Here is an 18672-nt window from a genome sequence, read left to right on the forward strand (position 1 = left end):
CATGAGCACGGACAGAGAGACACAGCAGATGACGCAGCAGAGCCAGGAACAGCGACTCCCCGCTGAGGTGCGCTACGCCGACGAGCTGGCGAGACTGGCGAAGGCCGACGCCGACAACGGTGCTGAGCTGCCGCCGGGCTGGCGGTTGAGCCCGCGCGCCGTGCGCGCCTTCATCGTGGGGGACTCCGCGCTCGGCGTGACCCGCAAGTTCTACGGTGACGACCCGCTCGTGGACCGGGCAGTCGTCTCGCTCCTGGGCCGTCAGGGCCTGATGCTCGTGGGGGAGCCCGGCACCGCGAAGTCGATGCTCTCCGAGCTGCTGGCGGCCGCGGTGTCGGGCACCTCGAACCTGACGATCCAGGGCACCGCGGGCACCACGGAGGACCACGTCCGCTATTCGTGGAACTACGCGCTGCTGATCGCCGAAGGGCCGAGCGAGCGCTCTCTGGTGCCCTCTGCCATCCACACCGGGATGAGCGAGGGCAAGGTGGTCCGGTTCGAGGAGATCACCCGGTGCGCACCAGAGATCCAGGACACCCTGGTCTCGATCCTGTCGGAGAAGCAGCTGATGGTGCCCGAGCTCGGCAGCGAGGTCCGGGTCGCGGCGCGGCCGGGGTTCAACATCATCGCCACCGCCAACCTCAAGGACCGCGGTGTCCACGAGATGTCCGCCGCGCTGAAGCGGCGGTTCAACTTCGAGACCGTTGCGCCGGTGCGTGACCGTGACTTCGAGATCGAGCTGGTCGAGCGGCGACTCACCGCCGAGCTGGGACCAGCCGGCGTCCGACCGGACTTCTCCCGCGACGTACTCGAGGTGCTGGTCACGGTCTTCGCCGATCTGCGGGTCGGTGCGACCAAGGACGGCACCCCGGTCAAACGCCCCGAGACGGTGATGTCGACCGCCGAGGCGGTCAACGTCGCCATCGCGGCGTCGCTGGAGGCCCGCTACCTCGGCGACGGCACCGTCACCGCCGCCCAGGTCGCGCGGCAGGTCGCGGGTGTGGCCAGCAAGGGTGAGGAGGAGGACGCCCGCAGGATGCGTCATTACGTGGACAACGTCGTCCGTGAGCGCGCTCGTCGCGACCGTCGCTGGAAGGACTTCTTCGACGCGGCGGACCCGCTGTGGCGTTGACCGTGGAGCGGTGGGACCGGCTGGCGACACCGGCACCAGAGCGCCTGGCCCGGGCGGCCGCAGATCTGGCCCGGCTGCGCGAGGAGCGCGGGATCATCCTGATCCCCGTACGCCACCACAGCCCCGCCTGCGCGGTGGCCGTGCGTGCCGCGATCGAGGAGGTCCGCCCGGCGGCCGTGCTGGTCGAGGGGCCCGAGGAATACACGGCGCTGCTGCCGGCCCTGCTCGATGAGCGCACCGTGCCGCCGGTGGCCGTGCTCAGCCTGGAGGGGTCCGGGAGCGGACCTTCCGGCTTCTACCCGCTGGCCCGGTTCTCGCCGGAGTGGGTGGCGCTGCGCGCCGGAAACGAGGTCGGCGCAGATCTTGCCTTCATCGACCGACCCTGGGGTGAGCGGGAGCGTGCCGAACCGGCTCCGTCCGACGATGGCGAGGACCCGTTCGCGCATACGTTGATGGGCGAGCGCTACCTGGCCCACTCACAGACCGTGGCCGCGATGGCGGCCAGGCTCGGCTGCCGCGACCACGACGAGCTCTGGGACCACCTCTTCGAGACCCGCCCGAGCGGCGAGCTGCTCCACTGGCGGAACCTGTTCGAGGACGTCTTCGCCTGGGCAGCGCTGTCTCGTCTCGACTACGAGGACCAGGTTCTCGCTGCGGAGGGCTCCCTCGATCGAGAGGCTCGGATGGCGGCGCGCGCGGCTGAACACGCGGCGCATGGCGATGGTCCGGTCGTCGTGGTCACCGGCGCGTTCCACACGCTCGCGATCATCGAGGCGTTGGTAGGTGCTCCTGAAGGCGAGATGGTGCGCGAACGGCAGCCGGCAGCCGGCTACGGCGAGCTGGCGACGGCCGAGGCGTGGCTGGTGCGCTACGACCACGAACGCCTCGACGGGCTGCGCGGCTACGGGGCCGGGATGCCTTCGCCGGGGTTCTACGAGCGGCTGTTCGCCAGTCACGAGCAGAGTCTGGCGGGCCACTCCATCGGGACGTTGTCCACCGAGGTCCTCATCGACGTCGCCGCGGCCGCGGCTTCCCGCGACCACACCGTCAGCGTGGCCGAGACGATGGCCGCGGCCGAGCACGCCGTGCGGCTCGCGGCACTGCGAGAGCGCCCCCGGCCGAGCCGTACGGACGTGCTCGACGCCATCACCTCCTGCCTGGTCAAGGACGACTCCGTTGCCGTCGGCCCGGCGGAGCGTCCGCTGGGCCTTGCCGTGGCGGAGATCTTCGGCGGTCGCGCGCTGGGCCAGCTGCCACCCGGCAGCGTCTCGCCGCCACTGGTCCGCGACGCGCGCGCCCGCGTCGAGCGTGCCCGCCTCGATGTCACCGACTCGGTGCCGCGCGTGGCCCGTCTCGACGCCCGCCGCAACCCTGCTCATCGTGAGCGCCGCCAGGTGCTGGCCCTGATGGCATACGTCGGCAGCGGCTTCGCCAAGCAGCTGACCGGCCCCGACTACATCGCCGGCCGCGGTCTCGGCACGCTGCTGGAGGAGTGGGAGTACGCCTGGACCCCGCTCGTGGAGGCGGCCCTCGTGGAGTCCGGTCACCTGGGTGCGACGCTGGACGCTGCTGCCCTTGCGCGTCTGCGGGCCGCCGAGTCCGAGCTGTCCGCCGAATCACGTTCGGCCGACGCCGTCGCGGCGTTGATCGCGCAGGCCGTGGTGATCGGGCTGACCGACCATCTTCCTCGGCTGTCGGCACTGCTGCGCAGCACGCTCGACGTCGACCCGGCGCTGGCCTCGGTCGTCGCCGGGCTCCATCGTCTGCACCACCTCTGGCGGGCCCGCGGCGAGCTCGACATCGGGAACGATGCGGACGAGATCCTCTCGCTCCTCGACCACGGTCTGGCCGCCGCCGCCTACCTGGTGCCCGACCTCGGCGCGGTGACGGCTGCGGACGAGGACGCAGCCGTGGCGACGATCGTCTCCCTGCGTACGCTGCTCCGCGACACTGAACGGACCGATGCCGCCGGCCGAGCGCTGACTCGGCTACGGATCGACGAGGACGCCGCCCCAGGCGTACGCGGGGCGCTCCAGGCGCTCGCCTTCGTCGACGGCGTGCTGTCGGAGGCCGAGTTCGTCACTGCTGCCCGCGCACGACTCGCCACCGGCGCGGATCCCGAGCAGTCGACCCGCTATCTGGGCGGGATGATGCGCGCCGCCCCCGATCTGCTGCTGCACACCCCTGAGCTGTTCGACGCGGTCGACGACGGCTTGAGGGCGATGGACTCCGAGGGCTTCGTGGCAGTGCTGCCCGATCTGAGGCGCATGTTCACATGGCTGAAGCCGAGCGAGACCGGCCGCCTCGCGGAGCGGGTCGCTGCACGGACCGGTGCCCGAGCCGAACAGCTCGACGTACACGTCTCGCTGACCGAGGCTGACCTGGCTCGAGGTCTCGCCGCGGAACAGGCGTTGGTCGCCGTGCTGGCGCGCGACGGCCTGTCCCACTGGCTCGCACCTGACGAGGCGGCAAGCCGGCGACCGGCGGAGAACGTCACCGCGGAGAACGTCGCGGCGGAGCCGGTCGCCACGAAGAAGCGAGCCATCGACCAGGAGGCCGCGAGGCGCTGGCGCCTCGTGCTCGGTCGCTACAGCCAGGACGCACTGCCCGTCCAGGCCGACGACGGCGGGCTGGAGCGGGCGCTGAGCTACCTCTACGACCGTGAATACACCGGACGCGGCCATCAGCTCGGTGGCGGCCGCGGACGCGGCGGGTCGCTGGACCCGAGCGCGCTACGGGCCCTGGACTGGCTGGGCACCGCGGGGGAGCTCTTCCCGAAGGCGACCTTCGAACGGATGCAGGTCGACGCTATCGGCCGCTACGGCCTGACCGAGGTTCTCGGCGACCCCGGCGCCGTCGAGGCGCTCGAGCCGAGTCGCGAGCTCGCCACTGCGCTGCTCCAGGTCCGCGGCAAGCTCGACGAGCGGTCCGCAGCGGGGATGCGCCGAGTGATCGCGAAGGTCGTCGAGGACGTGGTCCGCCGGCTTCGGCCCCGGTTCGTCACGGCGGTCGGCGGCCGCATCGACCGCTCCCGCCGCTCGATGCACCGAGTGGCCCGCAACTTCGACTGGAAACGTACGCTGCGGGCCAACCTCTCCCACTACAGTCCCGAACACCAGCGGCTGCTGATCCACGACGTCCGTTTCTCCGCGCGCGCGAAACGGTCGTTGACCTGGGACGTCGTCGTGCTCGTCGACCAGTCGGGCTCGATGGCTGCCTCGCTCCTCTACTCCGCGGTCTGTGCCGGGATCCTGACCGGGCTGCCCGGGATCAACGTCCGCCTGGTCCTCTTCGACACCAGCATCGTCGACATGTCCCACCTGGCCCACGATCCGGTCGAGGTGCTGCTGACCGCCCAGCTCGGCGGCGGCACCAACATCGCCAAGGCTGTGCGCTATGCCGAGCAGGAGATCCGCAACCCGTCCCGCACCGTCGTCGCGCTGGTCAGCGACTTCGAGGAGGGCGGCTCCGTCTCCGAGCTGCTGGCCACGGTGAGAAGGCTGAAGAGCAGCGGCGTACGCCTGCTCGGGCTGGCCGCGCTCGACGAGGCCGCTGAGCCGGCCTATGACCGTGGCACCGCCCGCCGGCTGGCCGAGGCCGGGATGGAGATCGCGGCGCTCACCCCGGAGCGTTTCGCCGAGTGGCTGGGGGAGGTGCTGTCATGACCGGGTGGGCGACCGCGTATGCAGGATGCGACGACGCGGCCATCGTCGAGATGGCGAACGCCGGGCTGCTGCGCCGTGGACGGAAGGACGCAGCAGCGGGACTGGTCGCCGTGGTCGAGGAGACCGGCGACGGGGTCGTGGTGAGCGTCGGCACCGGCGGCGCACAGGTCCGGCTCGGGGCGAAGGGGCCTGCCGCCGCCGTGTGCAGCTGTCCCACGGCTGGCATCTGCCAGCACATCGTGTCCGCGCTGCTGTGGGCGGGCGACCAAGCCGGCGACGCCCCGGCCCCCACAGCGGAACCGCAGGCGCAGCCGGCGGTGGAGGCACCGAAGGCCAGGACCTCGAGCGCCACCAGCCGGAAGCTCTCCGCGGAAGCCCGGCGTCGTAGCGAGGCGATCGCGGAGACCCGTGCGAGCATCGAGCCGTTGGTCGCGACCGGGCTGGCCCACCTCGGCGCAGATGACGCCGCGCAGCTGCTCGCCGTCGCCGGCCGTGCGCGAGCCGCCGGCATCGAGGCGGTCAACGGGGTTCAGCTGTCTGCGGCGGTGCGCGCCGCGGCGGGTCTCGTCGGAGACCTCGCAGACCGCGACGACACGGTCGACGAGGCACAGGTGCTCGAAGCGCTGGCCGAGATCTGGGCGCTGACCGAGGCGTTGCCGTCGCGACGTCCCGAAGGTGCCGCCAAGCCCGCGACCGAGGAGCTCGATCTGCCGCGTCTGGTGCCGCTCGGCGCGCGGTGGTGGACCTCGCCCGGCGGCGGCCGCGGCGTCACGTTCATGGGCTGGGATGCCGCGGCGGCACGTGTGCGCACGGTGACGACCGGCCGCAGCGCCGGTGCCGACCCGGCCTTCCAGCGCAGCTGGGACACCCCGGTCCTGTGGGGCTGCTCCTTCTCGCGGCTGTGCGGTGGTGAGGTCGCGCTCGGCAACGTACGCCTCAACCCGGACGGCACGCTCGCTGCCTCCGGCCGTCCGCGGGTCTCTACCGGCGCCGCGTTGAGCACCGACGCGCTGCTTCCGATCGCCGCGGCGACCGAGGCCGACCCTGCCCCGGCCGACGTCGTCGGGTTCGGCAGGCGGGCAACGCAGGTGCGCCTGGTGATGGTTCGAGACTCGGGGGACGTCGGCGTCGATGAAGTGCGGCAGGAGATGACCTGGACCGTCGCGACCGCCGACGGCCACCGTCTTCAGCTGCGCCTCCCGGTTGCCGACGCGCATGGCACCAGCACGCTGCTGAGTGCGGTCGCCGTGTCGAAGAGAGTCGTGGCTGTCGCTGTCGATCGACATCAGGACCGCGACGAGCCGGTCGGCCTCTTCGTCGAGCGTGAGGGTGGCTCCCTCCACCTGGTCTGCCCGACGATCACGCCCCACTGGGAACTCGGGTCGGGCAGCCGATGGACCGCCTGGCGCCAGCTCACCCGACGGATCGAGACGCTCCGCCGACGGGCCGACAGAGTGGCACCTGTGCGGACGTCTCTCCCCCCGGCCGAGCGTGCCTGCACGATCGTCTCCGACGTGCTCGTGTCGGTGGCCACGACCGGTCGGCTCCGACTGACGCCGTCCCAGCGCACCGACCTGATCGCGGCCAGCGCGCTGGCCCGCGATCTGGGTATGCGTACGCTCGAGCACGTCCTCGCCGGCCTGACAGAGCCCGAAGGGGAGCGGATCTCACCTGAAGCGGTGCTCCGGTCGGCGTTCCTCGTGGCCCGTGCCCGTGCAGTCCTCAGCGCTTGAGACAGTTGATGCCCATGGCGGCGGTGGTCATCCAGCTGACGGTGGGGGACACCAGACCATCGTCTGCTGATGAACCGGCTTCCCCTGATACCTGACCCCTGGAACCAGCGGTGTCGACCCGTGAGCGCGAAAACCGCACTTCTCGAAGAATCGCGTCGCCCGGGTGTTCTCGACCAGTGTCTGCAGATAACAGCCAGGAACCTGCGCCTCCGTGAGCCAGTCCTGCCAGGCGCGCATGAGTTCCAAGGCGACGCCGGTCCCACGCGCCTGCGGAGCGAGGTTGATGTGCAGGTGGGCTGGCCATCGCGGATCCGCGGCTTCGCCGGAGGCGAGCTCGCCGCCTCGTAGCTTTCCGGTGGCGACATCGATGAGGCTACGTACGAAGAACGGCATCGACCGCGGCCTGAGCATCACCTTGTGGCGGATGATCGCCTGCGTCAACAGCTCGTCCTCGCCAGGGAGTGGCGCGCTGTCGGGACAGCCGGTGAGGTAGCCGACGAGCTCGTCATCGACCTCGGCGAGGAAGAGGGTGTCGGGGCAGTGGTCGATGTAGGGATCGAGATAGACCATCTGCTCTGAGGGCAGGTGTCTCCACAGTTCACCGGTGGGGGAGTCGGCGCCCGCTCGCGCAAACAGATCGATGAGTGCGCCGTGGTCAGCAGGCGTGTAGGTCCTGATCATGCAGCTCCTGTCCGCGGAGAAGTGCCGGATGTCCGGGTGCTCCTGACTCGTGCCACGAGGTTAGCTGACCCGCCCACTCAACCCCTTGTGCTAGTGCAATGTCACACCGTAGTGTTACCGACCGCTGTGTGACTCCAGTCACTTGATGCCGAGACTGAATGAGGTTGTCGTGGATCTACTGGTCAAGATCAATGAGTGGTTGTGGAACCCCTTGATCGTGCTGTCCCTGGGGTTGGGGCTCTTCCTGACCATCCGCACCCGCGTCCTGCAGGTGCGACGACTGCCGGACATGCTGCGGCAGCTCCGTGGGGGTAGCTCGTCCGCCGAGGGGATCACCTCGTTCCAGGCGCTCGCGTTGACGTTGTCGAGCCGCATCGGCGTCGGCAACATCGCGGGCGTCGCGACCGCGATCTACGCAGGCGGGCCGGGAGCGCTGTTCTGGATGGGGGTGATGGCCTTTCTCGGCGGCGCGACGGCCTTCGTGGAGTCCACGCTCGCCCAGATCTACAAGGAGCGCGTCGGGGGCCAGTTCCGCGGCGGGATCCCGTACTACCTCGAGAAAGGACTCGGTCTGCGTTGGCTGGGCGTGGTCGCGGCGGTGACAGCGGTGAGCCTGTACGCCGTGCTCGCCCCTGGCATCCAGTCCAACAACATCGCGGCGAGCTTCGAAGGTGCGTTCGGTGTGCCGACCTGGATCACCGGCCTCGTCATCGTGGCCGCGTTGGGCTTCATCGTCCTCGGCGAGCGCAAGCGCATCGTCGGGTTCGCCGACAAGGTAGTGCCGTTCATGGCGGCCGCCTACATCGTCGCCGCTGTCGTGGTGCTCGCCGTGAACATCACCGAGCTGCCGGAGGCGGTGACCCTCGTGGTGTCCAGCGCGCTCGGGCTCGACTCGGTGTTCGGCGGCATGGTCGGTGCGGCCATCGCCTGGGGCGTTCGGCGCGCGATGTTCTCGAACGTCGCCGGCGTGGGGGAGGGGACCTACGGATCGGCGGCCGCCGAGGTCTCCCACCCTGCCAAGCAGGGGCTCGTGCAGTGCTTCTCGATCTACGTCGACACCCTGATGGTGTGCATGGCGACCGGGTTCATGATCATCGTGACCGGCAGCTACAACGTCGCCACCGCGGGCGGCGAGATGGTGGTGAACCATCTCGACGGCGTCGAGGCCGGTCCGGCCTACACGCAGACCGCCCTCGACACGGTCGGCGCCGGCGCTGGAGGTCCGGTCGTGGCGATCGCGCTCGCGCTGTTCGCGTTCACGACGCTGGTCGCCTTCTACTACATCTGCGACACCAGCCTGACCTACCTGCTGCGTGGCACCAACCGTGCGGCCAGCATGGTGCTCAAGCTCGTGCTGCTCGGGATGACGTTCTTCGGCGCGGTCCAGGCGGCCGACCTGATCTGGGCGATCGGTGACGTCGGCTACGCGAGCCTCGCCTGGGTCAACCTGGTCTGCCTGCTGTTCCTGCTCAAGCCTGCGCTCGCGGCGCTGCGTGACTACGACGAGCAGCGGCGCGCAGGTGTCGACCCGACCTTCGACCCGGTCCGGCTGGGCATCCCTCACGCCGACTACTGGGTCGCTCGCCAGGCCGAGGCTGCGGAAACGGATGCTGCTGGCGGGGTCAGGCGACACTGAGCAGAGAATTCACCCTTGTGTGACAGTGCAATGTCACATAGCATTTGCGAGACATCGGAACGAGGAGAACTCATGACCCACAAGCCCTGGCGCGGCATCACCGTCGCGACCGCACTGCCCCTGACCGACGACCTGGCCGTCGACTTCGACGGATTCGCGGACCACGTTCGCTGGCTCGCCGAGAACGGAATGGACGGGGTCGCCCCGAACGGGTCGCTCGGTGAATACCACAACCTCACCGACGAGGAGCGTGCTCGAGTCGTCGAGATCGCGGTCGAGGCCTCGCCGGACGGGTTCGGCGTGATGCCCGGCGTGGCGGCGTACGGCTCGCAGGAGACGTGTCGCTGGATCGAGCAGGCCGCCTCGGCCGGTGCGCAGTCGGTGCTGCTGCTCCCGCCGAACGCCTACCGCGCGGACCGCGAGACGGTGATCGCGCACTACAGGGCTGCCGCCTCCGTCGGCCTGCCCGTCGTGGCCTACAACAACCCCTACGACACCAAGGTCGATCTCACCCCCGACCTGCTGGCCGAGCTCCACGGCGAGGGCCTGATCGTGGCGATCAAGGAGTTCACCGGAGACGTACGCCGCGCCTACGAGATCCGCGAGCTGGCACCTGAGCTGGACCTGTTGATCGGGTCCGACGACGTCCTCCTCGAGCTCGGCCTAGCCGGCGCGGTCGGATGGATCGCCGGCTACACGAACGCCTTCCCGCGTGCCTGCAAGGAGCTCTACGACCTGGCGACCTCCGGGCGCGCCGAGGACATCGAGAAGGCCCTGCCGATCTACCGCGACCTGCACTCGCTGCTGCGCTGGGACTCCAAGACGGAGTTCGTGCAGGCGATCAAGCTGTCGATGGACCTCGCCGGCCGTCGTGGCGGCCCGTGCCGCCCGCCGCGGCTCCCGCTCGCCCCGGAGACCGTCGAGCGCGTCACCGCGGACACCAAGGCCGCGATCAGCAAGGGCTTCAACTGATCTCCGCGGGTGTGCCGTCCTGACCGACCTCGGTCAGGACGGCAGACCCACCACACCGACCGCAGAGGAGAACCGAGAGCCATGGAACTGACCGACGTCGCCCGTGAACGGCTTGTCGCGGATGCCGTCCGCGCCGGCGAGATCTGGGCGCAGACCGCACCGGCGGAGCGTGCCACCGTGCTGGACGCGGTCGCCGACGCGCTCGACGCGGCCGCCGACACCCTGGTCCCGATCGCGATCGCCGAGACGCACCTACCCGAGCCGCGGCTGCGCGGGGAGCTGAAGCGGACCACGTTCCAGCTCCGGCTGCTCGCCGAGTCCGCAGCCGCGGGGGAGCACCTCGACGTCCGGATCGACCACGCCGACGACGACTGGCCGATGGGTGCGCCCCGCCCGGACCTGCGGCGTACGGCGGTGCCGTTGGGGCCGGTCATCGTGTTCGCCGCCTCGAACTTCCCGTTCGCGTTCAGCGTCGCCGGCGGCGACACCGCCTCTGCCCTTGCGGCCGGATGTCCGGTCATCGTCAAGGCCCACGGAGGGCACCCGGAGCTCTCGATCGCGACCGCCGAGGTCGTCACTGACGCGCTGGGGGCGGCCGGTGCTCCGGAGGGACTGTTCGCCCTCGTCGAGGAGGCGCCGGACGCGCGGGCGATCCTGACCCATCCGGAGATCAAGGCCGGCGCCTTCACCGGCTCGATCCCCGCTGGACGTACGCTGTTCGACCTCGCTCAGGCGCGACCCGAGCCGATCCCGTTCTACGGCGAGCTCGGCAGCGTGAACCCGGTCTTCGTCACCGAGCGAGCGGCGACGCTGCGACCCCAGGAGATCGCCGACGGGTTCCTGACATCGTTCACGCTCGGTGCCGGACAGTTCTGCACCAAGCCCGGTGTGCTCCTGGCGCCGGTCGGCTCCGCCGTGGTCGAGCGGCTGAGCGCTGCGGCCCTCCCGGCGGCGGCGCCGCTTCTCAACGACCGCATCGTGGCCGGTCATCGCCAGGTTCTCGACCAGCTCCTCGAGCACCCGGGGGTGACCGCGCTCGCGGGCGGCGGCCAGGAGCCGACCGATCCACCGTCACCGAGCCTGCTGGCGACCACGGCCGACGCCCTCCTCGAGGACGTCGACGGCATCCTGACCGAGTGCTTCGGGCCGACGGCGGTCGTGGTGACCTACCGCGACGAGAAGCAGCTGGTCGAGGTCGCCCGTGCCCTCGACGGCCAGCTCACCGCGACGGTCGCGGGGGAGACGGATGACGAGATCGTCCCCGAGCTGGTCGCGACGCTCGCCCGAAAGGCGGGCCGAGTGCTGTGGAACCAGTGGCCGACAGGCGTCTCGGTGACCCATGCCCAGCAGCACGGAGGTCCCTACCCGGCGACCACCGCCCCGGGGACCACCTCGGTGGGAACCGCGGCACTGGGCCGCTTCGTACGCCCGGTCGCCTGGCAGGGTTTCCCTGACACGCTGCTGCCCGACGAGCTCCGTGATACCCCGCACCACCCGATCGACCGGCGCATCGACGGCCGGCTCATTCCAGGAGGGACCGCATGAGAACCACCCGCGTCATCCACGCCGTCGACTCCCACACCGAGGGGATGCCGACCCGCGTCGTCACCGGCGGTGTCGGGGTCTTCCCCGGGGCCACGATGGCGGAGCGACGGGAGTGGTTCATCGAGAACAACGACGAGCTGCGTACGTTCTTGATGTGCGAGCCCCGCGGTCACGCATCGATGAGCGGCAGCATCCTGCAGCCACCGACCCGGCCCGACGCCGACTTCGGGGTGCTCTTCATCGAGGTGAGCGGACTGCTCCCGATGTGCGGCCACGGCACCATCGGGACGGCGACGGTCCTGGTGGAGACCGGGATGGTGCCGGTGGTGGAACCGGTCACGACGATCCGGCTCGACACCCCGGCGGGCCTGGTGGTGGCCGACGTCGCGGTGGAGGACGGGCATGCCCGGTCGGTGACGATCAGGAACGTCCCGTCGTTCGTGCTCGGTCTGGACCAGAGCGTCGAGGTCCCGGCGTACGGAAGCGTCGGCTACGACATGGCGTTCGGCGGCAACTTCTACGCCGTCGTCGACCTGGAGAAGCTCGGACTTCCCTTCGACCGCGCGGCCAAGGGGCAGCTGCTCGACGCCGGGCTGGCGATCATGGACGCGATCAACGAGCAGAACCGACCGCAGCATCCGGAGCGGCCCGACATCTCGGGCTGTCACCACGTCTATCTCAAGGCACCGGGCTCGACGGCGCAGCACTCGCGTCACGCGATGGCGATCCACCCCGGATGGTTCGACCGCTCGCCCTGCGGGACCGGCACCAGCGCCCGGATGGCGCAGCTGCACGCCCGCGGTGAGCTCGCCCTCGAGACCGACTTCGTCAACGAGTCGTTCATCGGCACCACCTTCACCGGACGCTTGGTCGAGAAGACCGAGGTGGGCGGCATCGAGGCCGTCGTCCCGACGATCACCGGCAGGGCCTGGATCACCGGCACGGCCCAGTACATGCTCGACCCCGACGACCCGTTCCCGGCCGGGTTCGAGCTGTGACGATCTCCGGTACGCATCCAGACGTCGTCGTCATCGGCGCCGGCGCCCTCGGAGCCGCGACCGCCTGGTTCGCGACGCGTGCCGGCCTCACGGTCGAGGTCGTCGAGCGCGGGTCGATCGTCAGCGGCACCACCAGCGCCTGCGAGGGCAACCTGCTGGTCTCCGACAAGGAGGCCGGCCCCGAGCTCGATCTGGCCCTGCTCTCGCATGACCTGTGGCGTGGCGAGCTCGGTGAGCTCGGCGGGCTGTGGGAGTTCGAGGAGAAGGGCGGGCTCGTGGTCGCCGCCACGTCCGGCGGCATGGCCGGGCTCACGGAGCTGACCGAGCGGCAGCGTGCGGCAGGGATCGAGGTGCGCGAGGTCGCGGCCGACGAGATCCACCACTACGAGCCCCATCTGACCCCGGAGCTGGCCGGCGCCGCGTTCTACCCCCAGGACTGCCAGGTCCAGCCGATGCTGATGGCCGCCCACCTGCTCCGGCTGGCCCGCCAGCAGGGCGCGCGCGTACGCACCGGCACCACGGTCACCGGGTTCCTCCGCGACGGTGATCGAGTCACCGGGGTTCGCACCGACTGCGGCGACATCTCCGCAGGACATGTCGTCAACGCCGCCGGGACCTGGGCGGGAGAGATGGCCGCCTTGGCCGGCGTCGACGTACCCGTCCTGCCCCGACGTGGCTTCATCCTGGTGACCGAACCGCTGCCGCCGACCGTGTTCCACAAGGTCTACGCCGGTGAGTACGTCGCCAGCACCCAGAGCTCGGACGAAGGGCTGCAGACGTCGACCGTCATCGAGGGCACGCGGTCAGGCACCGTGCTGATCGGGTCCTCACGTGAGCGGGTCGGCTTCGATCGGACCGTCTCGCTGTCGGCGCTGCGTGAGATCGCGAGCAAGGCGCTGGCGCTCTACCCGAGCCTGGCACCCGTCTCCTTGATGCGTACCTATCTCGGCTTCCGGCCCTACTGCCCGGACCATCTCCCGGTGATCGGCACCGACCCGCGCGCGCCGGGCCTGGCCCACGTCGCGGGCCACGAGGGAGCGGGCATCGGGCTCTCGGTGGGAAGCGCCAAGCTCCTGGTCGAGGCGATGACCGGGGCGACCCCGACGATCGACATCACCCCGTTCCGCCCGGAGCGGTTCAGCCTCCAGGAGGTGTCATGACCGACCAGGTGAACCTCACCTTCGACGGTGTCACCATCACCGCAGCTGCCGGCCAGAGCGTCGGCGCCGCGCTCACCGACGCCGGGATCCGATCCTGGCGCAGCACCCGGCGCGGTGACCGCCCGCGCGGCCTGTTCTGCGGCATCGGTGTCTGCTTCGACTGTCTGGTGACCGTCGACGGGCGCCCCAACCAGCGCGCCTGCCTGGTGCCGGTCCGCGACGGGATGCGCCTCGAGAGCGGCGGACTGCGGGAGGTGAGCGCGCGTGGCTAGGTTCGATCTCGCGGTCGTCGGGGCGGGTCCTGCCGGGCTCAGCGCCGCGGTCACCGCCGCGGAGAACGGCCTGACGGTTGCGCTGGTCGACGCCGGTACGCAGCCCGGTGGCCAGTTCTGGCGCCACCCCGACGAGCACCACCCGCGTCCGGACGAGGGCCGAGGCCAGCATCTGTGGTCCCGCTTCACCGACCTGCGCACCCGGCTGCGCGCACTGGAGTCCGGTGCGGCGACAGCCGGCCGGGTCGAGCTCGTCGTCGGGCATCAGGTGTGGTTCGTCGAGACCCTCGCCGAGGGTTTCATGCTCCACCTGTCCGCGACCCATGGCGAGACCCGGCTCCCGCAGGTCCGCGCGGCCTCGTTGGTGCTGTGCCCGGGCGGCTACGACCGGCAGCTGCCGGTCCCCGGCTGGGAGCTGCCCGGGGTGATGGCCGCCGGCGGTGTGCAAGCGCTGTTGAAGGCACACCGGAGCGTCGCCGGGCGGCGTGCGGTCGTCGCCGGGACCGGGCCGTTCCTGCTTCCGGTCGCCGCCGGTCTGGCCCAGGCGGGCGCCGATGTCGTCGCGATCTGCGAAGCCGGCTCGCTCTCCGGGTGGGCACGAAGCCCGCTCGGTGCCGCAGGGGTCCCGTCGAAGGCGCTCGAGGCGGTCGAGTACGCCGCGCTGCTCGCGCGCCACCGGATCCCTTACCGGATGCGTACGGTGATCACCGCGATCCGAGGAGAGAGCGAGGTCGGTTCGGTCGGCCTCGGTCGGCTGGATCGCAACGGTCGGCTGCGCACCGATGTCAGCCTCCCGGACCTCGACGTCGACCTGGTCGCCTTCGGCTGGGGCTTCACCCCGTCCCTGGAGCTGGTCACGGCCGTCGGCGCATCGACCCGGGTGGACGTGGACGAGTCGCTGATCGCCGACGTCGACGACTGGCAGCGGACCGATGTTCCCGGCGCGTACGTCGCGGGCGAGGCGACCGGGGTCGGCGGCGCGCTCCTCGCGGTCGCCGAAGGGGAGCTCGCCGCCCTGGCGGCGAGCCGCGACGCCGGCCGTCCGGTCTCGGAAGCACGGGCGCGAAGCCTGCAACGGCAGATCGCCCGCGGCCGTCGGTTCGCGGCGACGATGCATCGCGCCCACCCGGTGCCCGCCGGCTGGCAGGACTGGCTCGAGCCGGACACCACCGTCTGCCGATGCGAGGAGACGACGCTCGGCGAGATCTGCGCCGCCACGAAGGAGCTCGGCGCCACCGACGCCCGCACGGTCAAGCTGCTGGCCCGCCCGGGGATGGGCTGGTGCCAGGGCCGGGTCTGCGGTTTCGCTGCGGCGAAGCTGGCCATACCGGTCGGCGAAGCGCTGACCGCATCGGACCTCGCTCCGCTCGCCAAGCGTACGTTCGCAGCGCCCGTGTCCCTGGAGACGCTCGCAACCACGCCGACCGAGAGCGACAGTGCCACGTCACATGACAATGACGCATAGGATCTCCCTGTCCGGAACCAGGAGATGACAGTGTCGGTGCACATCAAGAATCTGCAGCAGCTCGAGAAGGTCAGCCTGCGCGAACGCGTCTCGCGGGCGCTCCGCGCGGCGATCGTGTCCGGCGAGCTCGAACCCGGGGAGGTCTACTCCGCTCCGGCGCTCGGGGCAAAGTTCGGTGTCTCGGCGACTCCGGTGCGTGAAGCGATGCTCGATCTGGTGCGGGAGAACCTGGTGACGACGGTGCCCAACAAGGGTTACCGCATCACCACGATGGACGAAGCGGACCTGGACGACATCACCGAGCTGCGGATGCTGATCGAACCTCCGCTGGCTGCCAAGGTCACCGCGGAGATCCCGGCCGAGGACATGCCGAAGCTGCGGGACCTGGCGCGCGCGATCGTGGACGGTGCGCTCGCCGGCGATCTGGTGGCCTACACCGATGCCGACCATGCCTTCCATCTCCAGCTCCTGGACTACGTGGGGAACGCACGCGTCAGTGCCCTGATCGCCGACCTTCGGGCGCACACCCGCCTCTACGGCCTGTCCTCCCTGGATGGTGGCGAGCTCGAGGAGTCAGCCAGGGAGCACGACCTCATCCTGGACGCGATCGAGGCGAACGACCCAGACGCGGTCGAACGGCTGATGCGGGCACACATCAGTCAGACCCGCGGCCGCTGGGCGCGACCCGAAGGGTCCTGACCCCGACCGCGCCGGTGTCAAGCGGCCCCACGCGCGACATAGCGCGGTCATGCGGCGCCGATCACAGTCAAACGCGGTCTACGGGTTAGGTTCTGCGGCGGAAATCCCCCAGATCTTGGAGTTTTGATGTCAGACCTGTCGTACCAAATGCTCACGCTGGTGGCCTACATGGTCGCCATGCTGGGCATCGGCGCCTGGGCATACCGGCGCACCTCGAATCTCGACGACTACATGCTGGGCGGCCGTGATCTCGGCCCGATGGTGAGCGCGTTGAGCGCGGGTGCCTCGGACATGTCCGGGTGGTTGCTCATGGGCCTTCCCGGCGCGATCTATGCGACCGGGCTGATGGAGGGCTGGATCGCTGTCGGTCTGACCGTCGGTGCCTGGCTCAACTGGAAGATCGTGGCGCCGCGGCTGCGGACGTACACCGAGGTCTCGGGTGACTCGATCACCGTGCCCAGCTTCCTGGAGAACCGGCTCAAGGACTCCTCGCGTCTGCTGCGGATGGCCTCCGGGGCAGTCATCCTGGTGTTCTTCACCTTCTACGTGTCCTCGGGCATCGTCGCCGGCGGCGTCTTCTTCGAGAGCTCGTTCAACACCGACTTCCACACCGGCATGCTCGTGGTGACCGCTGTCGTCGTGGCGTACACGCTCTTCGGTGGCTTCCTCGCGGTCTCCTACACCGACTTCGTGCAAGGCACGATCATGCTGCTCGCCCTGATCCTGGTGCCGGTCGTCGGTGTCTTCGCGACCGGCGGACCCGCCGAGACTCTGGACAGCATCCGTGCCGTCGACCCGTCGCGGCTGAGCATGGTCGAGGGGGCGACGTTCCTCGGTGTCGTCTCGGCGCTGGCGTGGGGGCTGGGCTACTTCGGTCAACCGCACATCATCGTCCGGTTCATGGCCCTGCGTTCGGCAGGTGAGGCCGCCTCCGCGCGACGTATCGGCATCGGTTGGATGCTGCTGAGCCTCTTCGGTGCGGTCGGCACCGCCTTGGTGGGCATCGCCTACTACCAGCAGAACCCCGACGCGACGCTCACGGACCCGGAGGCGGTCTTCATCGCCCTGGGTCAGATCCTCTTCCACCCGCTCATCGCGGGCATCATGCTGGCCGCCGTGCTCGCGGCGATCATGAGCACGATCTCCTCCCAGCTCCTGGTGACCTCCTCGGCTCTGGTCGAGGACCTCTACAAGGCCGTCTTCAAGAACGACGCCTCCGACCGTCAGCTGGTCATGTTCGGCCGGCTTGCCGTGCTCGGGATCGCCGTCGTGGCCGCGGTCCTCGCCTGGCCGCAGAGGGGCACCGTCCTCGACCTGGTCGGTTACGCGTGGGCGGGCTTCGGTGGCTCCTTCGGCCCGATCATCCTGCTGGCGCTGTGGTGGCGGAAGCTCACCGCGGCCGGCGCGCTGGCCGGTCTGGTCGTCGGCGCGGTGACGGTCGTCGTGTGGGGAAACATCGACGCGCTCAGCTCGCAGATGTACGAGATCGTGCCGGGCTTCGTCCTCAACATGATCGTCGCAGTGGGTGTCAGCTTGCTGACGTACCGGGAGAACCCGGCGATCGAGGCCGAGTTCGACGAGGCGATCCGGCTGCTCGACGCCGACGGACCGCGCGAAAAGCCGGCGCAGGTCTGATCCGACAGGCCCGGGATCTCGTAGAAACCACGATCCCGGGCCCGATGGCGTACTGTTGATCTTGTTGAAGGGACGGCTCTGTAAGCCGTCCTTGCCGCACACCACGTCGCGGCTTGTATCTTTTATCTGGTTTTCGGTTCGCTGGACAATCAGCACAGATGGATGTCTTCAGCGGCTCGGGGCACAGTGCCTCTTGCACCGAACAAAGGAAAAGATCATGGCTCAGGGCACCGTCAAGTGGTTCAACGCTGACAAGGGCTTCGGCTTCATCGCGCAGGACGGTGGCGGCGAGGACGTGTTCGTTCACTTCTCCGCTATCCAGACCAACGGTTACAAGTCGCTCGACGAGAACCAGAAGGTCGAGTTCGACGTCACCGCCGGCCCCAAGGGCCCGCAGGCCGAGAACGTCCGCGTTTCCTGATTTAACGCGAAGGCCCCGACTGCTTCGGCAGTCGGGGCCTTCGTGCATTTGTGGGGCATGATCACGTACGCCGCCCGCCGGGCTCCCACTGATGGACCTCGATCGCGCTGAACCGACCGGGGGAGAGGACCTGCAGCGCGGCGTCTGCAGAGGCCGCCTCGAGCAGCACGGCCGCCCCGACGACCACGGCGCCGTCGTCGGACAGGAGCGGTCCGCAGGCGATCAGCTCGTCGCCGTGCGGCAGGTCGACCGGGTCGGTCGCCGGTTCCGCAAACCCGAGGACGAGGTAGCGATCGGCGTCGGGCCGGCCCTCGCCGAACTCCCACATGGTGCGGCCGAGCGTGTTCTGCCAGCGGCGCAGCAGCACATCCCGATAGGCCCCTGCCTGGTAGCCGGGCTCCTCGAAGGCGAAGGCACGAGCCGCAGCCGCGTCCGGAAGGTCGAGGATGTGCACGCTCCCGGTCAGCGTCTCGTCGCTGGTGAACGTCGGTCCGCGGGCGATCATCGTCGCCGCGAACCGGTCCATGTAGGTCCAATGCTCCTCGACCATCTCTGTGCGCAGCGGCGTCGAACCTGGGCGGTCGCGGTGGTAGCAGAAGAACTCCATGGGCTGAGACTCACCCGCCCCGCCGTCCCGCGCAATCGGTTATCTCAACGG

Annotated in this window: 15 protein-coding genes; 13 read left to right on the top strand and 2 right to left on the bottom strand. The window is 69.9% G+C overall.

What is annotated here, in order from left to right; translation table 11 throughout:
• Nucleotide 1: 1 nt before the first annotated feature.
• The 3 genes from IEY84_RS04850 to IEY84_RS04860 are packed head-to-tail and all read left to right on the top strand — an operon-like array spanning nt 2 to nt 6530.
• Nucleotides 2–1132 carry an ATP-binding protein gene (locus tag IEY84_RS04850; RefSeq protein ID WP_229788348.1) on the top strand — a complete coding sequence of 377 codons (1131 nt, stop codon included), beginning with the start codon at nt 2–4 and terminating at the stop codon, nt 1130–1132.
• Nucleotides 1123–4797 carry a DUF5682 family protein gene (locus IEY84_RS26605; protein WP_221208741.1) on the top strand — a complete coding sequence of 1225 codons (3675 nt, stop codon included), beginning with the start codon at nt 1123–1125 and terminating at the stop codon, nt 4795–4797. Before IEY84_RS04850 ends, IEY84_RS26605 begins: the two co-directional genes overlap by 10 nt.
• Entirely contained in the window at nt 4794–6530 is a 1737-nt protein-coding gene (locus IEY84_RS04860; protein ID WP_183545037.1) for a hypothetical protein, read from the top strand. The genes IEY84_RS26605 and IEY84_RS04860 overlap by 4 nt, the downstream gene beginning before the upstream one ends.
• Before the next feature lie 27 nt (nt 6531–6557).
• Here IEY84_RS04860 and IEY84_RS04865 read toward each other — a convergent pair whose 3' ends face one another.
• Nucleotides 6558–7211, bottom strand: a complete 654-nt coding sequence (locus IEY84_RS04865; protein WP_183545035.1) for a GNAT family N-acetyltransferase — start codon at nt 7209–7211, stop codon at nt 6558–6560.
• Nucleotides 7212–7380: 169 nt separating this feature from the next.
• On the opposite strand from IEY84_RS04865, the gene IEY84_RS04870 reads away from it, so the two are divergent.
• The 10 genes from IEY84_RS04870 (at nt 7381) to IEY84_RS04915 (ending at nt 18014) form a co-directional block, all read left to right on the top strand.
• Complete coding sequence (locus IEY84_RS04870; protein WP_221208740.1) at nt 7381–8847, top strand: alanine/glycine:cation symporter family protein; 1467 nt, start codon at nt 7381–7383, stop codon at nt 8845–8847.
• A 72-nt stretch (nt 8848–8919) separates the two neighbouring features.
• Nucleotides 8920–9819, top strand: coding sequence for a dihydrodipicolinate synthase family protein (locus tag IEY84_RS04875; protein WP_183545031.1), 900 nt, complete (start codon nt 8920–8922; stop codon nt 9817–9819).
• Nucleotides 9820–9900: 81 nt separating this feature from the next.
• Nucleotides 9901–11364 carry an aldehyde dehydrogenase (NADP(+)) gene (locus IEY84_RS04880; protein WP_183545029.1) on the top strand — a complete coding sequence of 488 codons (1464 nt, stop codon included), beginning with the start codon at nt 9901–9903 and terminating at the stop codon, nt 11362–11364.
• Nucleotides 11361–12362, top strand: a complete 1002-nt coding sequence (locus IEY84_RS04885) for a proline racemase family protein (RefSeq protein ID WP_183545027.1) — start codon at nt 11361–11363, stop codon at nt 12360–12362. Before IEY84_RS04880 ends, IEY84_RS04885 begins: the two co-directional genes overlap by 4 nt.
• Entirely contained in the window at nt 12359–13522 is a 1164-nt protein-coding gene (locus IEY84_RS04890; RefSeq protein ID WP_229788350.1) for an NAD(P)/FAD-dependent oxidoreductase, read from the top strand. Before IEY84_RS04885 ends, IEY84_RS04890 begins: the two co-directional genes overlap by 4 nt.
• On the top strand, nt 13519–13794 hold the full coding sequence (locus IEY84_RS04895; protein WP_183545025.1) for a (2Fe-2S)-binding protein: 276 nt from the start codon (nt 13519–13521) through the stop codon (nt 13792–13794). The genes IEY84_RS04890 and IEY84_RS04895 overlap by 4 nt, the downstream gene beginning before the upstream one ends.
• Nucleotides 13787–15259: an NAD(P)/FAD-dependent oxidoreductase gene (locus IEY84_RS04900; protein ID WP_183545023.1), complete on the top strand. Its 1473-nt coding sequence runs from the start codon at nt 13787–13789 to the stop codon at nt 15257–15259. The genes IEY84_RS04895 and IEY84_RS04900 overlap by 8 nt, the downstream gene beginning before the upstream one ends.
• A gap of 24 nt (nt 15260–15283) precedes the next feature.
• Nucleotides 15284–15958 carry a GntR family transcriptional regulator gene (locus tag IEY84_RS04905; RefSeq protein WP_183545021.1) on the top strand — a complete coding sequence of 225 codons (675 nt, stop codon included), beginning with the start codon at nt 15284–15286 and terminating at the stop codon, nt 15956–15958.
• Between the two features lie 126 nt (nt 15959–16084).
• On the top strand, nt 16085–17593 hold the full coding sequence (gene putP / locus IEY84_RS04910) for a sodium/proline symporter PutP (protein WP_183545019.1): 1509 nt from the start codon (nt 16085–16087) through the stop codon (nt 17591–17593).
• 217 nt (nt 17594–17810) lie between these two features.
• A complete protein-coding gene (locus IEY84_RS04915; RefSeq protein ID WP_045547499.1) occupies nt 17811–18014 on the top strand; it encodes a cold-shock protein in 204 nt (67 codons plus the stop codon).
• A 61-nt stretch (nt 18015–18075) separates the two neighbouring features.
• Here IEY84_RS04915 and IEY84_RS04920 read toward each other — a convergent pair whose 3' ends face one another.
• A complete protein-coding gene (locus IEY84_RS04920) occupies nt 18076–18621 on the bottom strand; it encodes a YciI family protein (RefSeq protein ID WP_183545017.1) in 546 nt (181 codons plus the stop codon).
• Nucleotides 18622–18672 lie beyond the last annotated feature (51 nt).

This window comes from Nocardioides albus, assembly GCF_014648255.1.
Classification (GTDB): Bacteria; Actinomycetota; Actinomycetes; order Propionibacteriales; family Nocardioidaceae; genus Nocardioides; species Nocardioides albus.